This window comes from Alteromonas sp. McT4-15 (assembly GCF_020515205.1).
Taxonomy (GTDB): domain Bacteria; phylum Pseudomonadota; class Gammaproteobacteria; order Enterobacterales; family Alteromonadaceae; genus Alteromonas.
Window position 1 is genome coordinate 1 of record NZ_JAJALG010000071.1, and the last position, 3390, is coordinate 3390.

Below are 3390 nucleotides of genomic sequence, written 5' to 3' on the forward strand. Positions count from 1 at the left end.
CAATTTTAATTTTTAAAAACCGAATATTAACCAAAGATAGAGGTAATCATGAAAGCACTTGTTAAATCATTTGCAATATTTAGTGTACTGCTAAGCAGCGTGGCATTAGCACATGAGGCTATAGAAATTAAATCTAGCACACCAAGCAAAAATGCAATGTTGATGGAGGCCCCAATGGAACTATCAGTCAGCTTTACCAAGGGAGTTAGATTAATAAAAGTAGTTTTAAAAGACAGTGAAGGTGCAAAAGTTGATTTTGGCTTTGAACCTCCGAAAGAGGTTGCAACGGATTATTCTTGGACCTTACCTAAATTACGTCCAGGTTCATACAATGTTGAGTTCATCATGCTTGGCTCCGATGGGCACAAGATGAAAGATAGTTTTGGATTTATGGTGCACTAAAAAGGGGATTCAGCTGTGGAAATGTATATCTGGAACACTGTAATTGTAGTGACAAAGCTAATGTTTTATTTAGGTTTCGCGGCCACAGCTGGATATACATTTTTCTGGCGAGATATTAACGACAGTAGGACAAGTTATACAACGCCATCTTATAGCGCTGTATGGGTAAAGGTTTGTGTCTTTGTTGCGTTTATTTCTAATGCAGTGTGGTTTATCGCGAACACTGGAGCGATGGTAGAAGAGGGAATTCAAGGCGCACTTGACCCCTTTATGCTTAAGATAATGTTGAGTTCTCCTATCGGTGAAGTCACCTTGTATCGTGCGGGGGGGTTAGCCGTAGCTTTAATAACTATCTACTTATTGAAATTTAAACCTCTTAAACCTTTCCTAAGGTTAAAGTCTTGCTTACTTGTGCTGTGTCTATTCACTCTCTCGTACACATTTACTTTAACCGGCCACGTTTCTGAATTAGGAAGTATTGCTCGAATACTACTTATGGTTCACGTATTTGTTATGGCTTGGTGGTTTGGTGCATTGATTCCGTTAAAGCTCTCCTGCCATTACCAGAGCTACGAAAAGCTTTATAAATTAATGGATAGGTTTGGTACGCAGGCGGCCGTATTGGTTACCTTATTATTATCTGCAGGCATTTGGCTAGCTATTCAATTGGTAGGTAGTTTTGAAGGGTTATTTAGCTCCATATATGGGCAAACTCTTCTTGTTAAAATGTTCCTTGTAACTAGCATTCTAGCTATTGCTATACGGCACAAACTGAAATTAGTCCCAAAACTTAAAAGTGGCTCGGGAAGCGAAGCACTCTCAAAATCCATTTCATTAGAGTTAACAATAGCAGTTGCTATTTTAATCATTACTTCTGGGCTTACGAGTATTGTAGGTCCCGAAAGATAAAACTTAGAAGAGAAATTCAAATGAAAATTAAATTATTAGTCTTACTATTTATCATGCCCGTAATCATGAGTTTTGCTGCTAGTGCCCATGAAAAAGAACATCATGAGAAAGGTATGTTTAGTGGGTTAGATACGCCTGCAGCTAAAATAGTTATTGCATTCCATCACGCGCTTAATACGGGAGACAAAATCACTGCGAAGAGCCTACTGGCGGATGATGTGACTATTTATGAAGGAGGCGGAGTTGAGAGGAGCGCAGATGAATATGCTCAACATCATATGAATTCAGATATGGAATATCTATCGTCAGTGACAAATAAAGCGTTGGAGCATCAAGTCAAAGTTCTGGGCAACACAGCAATCTCCGCATCGCGGTTTCTGGTCAATGGGATGTTTAAGGGGGAAGAGAGAGACTACCAAAGTATGGAAACAATTGTCTTAATCAACACCGAAGGAGAGTGGAAAATCAAACATATTCATTGGTCAAATTGATTCGATTAACTACCCGAGAGAGCTCGTATGAAAAAATTTTTAATCATAATCATTTTGTCTTTGTTATCTTTTTTCACTTTCGCTCATGATAACAATGCAACTGATAAAGATCAGATAAAAGACATTATAAAGCAAATTGAATATGGCTGGGAGAATGGAGACGGTGCCCCCTTTAAAAAGCACTTTTTCGACTTTAAAGGCGCAAGATACTTTGAATCTGGCGGACAGAATGTAGGGTTAAGTGACTTGATAGAGCATCATGTTGAACCAGAAAAGGATGCCTTAGTTTTCTTAAGTTTAGATTTTTCTAACATTCAAACTCATGTAGAAGATGATTTTGCTTGGACACTCGTTGATACAACCGTTCAAGGAAAGGTTAGGAAGTCTGGAGAAACTTTCAACAAAACGGGGTTTCAAACCTTTCTTTTTAAAAAAGTTAACGGTGAGTGGCTGATAGTTCACACGCATTCCTCTAGTAGAAATCGTGCAAAAGACTAGCGAAATAAATGTATTGAAAGCTACTTTGGTAATATCAACGGTAGCTTTCCAGTTTGCTCAATATCAGAACCATCTCGGCTATCCTATTGCCAAAATGCCTTACACTTCATATTGGCACGAACTAAGCTTCCCGCCAGCCAATGAACCCTTATTATTCGTTTTTGCACAGATTTTTAATCAACATCGAATCCTTAAACACTTGTCCTCCCAACCTACATTTTGTTCCACATACGCTATTCTCAAAAGGTGCAGAGAAATATGAAAATCGTTTATTTTGGAAACGACTTATTCTCGAATTGTTTGTTACTTCTAATTAAAAATAGATTGAACATTGAACGCGTTTTTATAAACGATGTTCAGGAAAATGCGAGCTTCATCAAACGAATTTGTCGTAAATACAATATTGTTTATTCCACTGAAAAACCAAGTATCGTGACTCTTAAAGGATATTTAAATGACGAACAGACAGTCTTTGTTGTAGCCGATTACGGATACAAAGTACCCACAAACGAAATAAAATATGCGATTAATATCCACCCATCTTTACTACCCAAAAGTAGAGGCCCAACCCCACTCACCTACATTATCGACAACCCTGAGAACGCGGGTGTTAGCATTCATAAACTCACTGAGAAACTTGATGCAGGTAGCATCCTAATCCAAGAGAAATTTGAGGTCGAAAACAATGAAACGATTTCATCATTGATGGTCAAGTCTCAGTTACTCGCAGAAACTCTGTTAGAAGAATTACTTAATAACTTTAATGAACTTTATAATAACGCCACACCTCAATTGGAAAAGCTAGCGTCATTCCAAAGTCTACCTCCAGTAAAAAGAAGGTTTGTAAATTGGGATCAAAACACCGCTCAATTTAGTCATGCCCTTCGACAGTATGGGCACTTTGGGATTCTTATTTCGTTAGATAACGCGTTATATATCGCAAATGATGTCGAAGTCACAACTTTCAGTCACGATTTCACGTGCGGTAGCATAATCTTTGAGGATGCACTAATTAAAAGCATTGCTATAAATGATGGCTATGTTGTACTTTCTAAGCGTAGTTTAAGGCTATATGAATCAAGAGTACTAA

Annotated in this window: 5 protein-coding genes; all 5 read left to right on the plus strand. The window is 38.0% G+C overall.

All coding sequences use genetic code 11. From position 1 onward, the window contains the following. Positions 1 to 48: 48 nt before the first annotated feature. A complete protein-coding gene (locus LHL20_RS20580; RefSeq protein WP_012516900.1) occupies positions 49 to 402 on the plus strand; it encodes a copper resistance CopC family protein in 354 nt (117 codons plus the stop codon). A gap of 21 nt (positions 403 to 423) precedes the next feature. Continuing rightward, complete coding sequence (locus LHL20_RS20585; RefSeq protein WP_203565510.1) at positions 424 to 1311, plus strand: copper resistance D family protein; 888 nt, start codon at positions 424 to 426, stop codon at positions 1309 to 1311. Between the two features lie 20 nt (positions 1312 to 1331). Then, positions 1332 to 1802 (plus strand): YybH family protein, encoded by a 471-nt coding sequence (locus tag LHL20_RS20590; protein ID WP_012516902.1) that lies wholly within the window; start codon positions 1332 to 1334, stop codon positions 1800 to 1802. A 27-nt stretch (positions 1803 to 1829) separates the two neighbouring features. Further along, entirely contained in the window at positions 1830 to 2300 is a 471-nt protein-coding gene (locus LHL20_RS20595) for a YybH family protein (RefSeq protein ID WP_226434640.1), read from the plus strand. A gap of 258 nt (positions 2301 to 2558) precedes the next feature. Further along, a partial coding sequence (locus LHL20_RS20600; RefSeq protein ID WP_226434641.1) for a formyltransferase family protein occupies positions 2559 to 3390 on the plus strand: 832 nt, incomplete at its 3' end.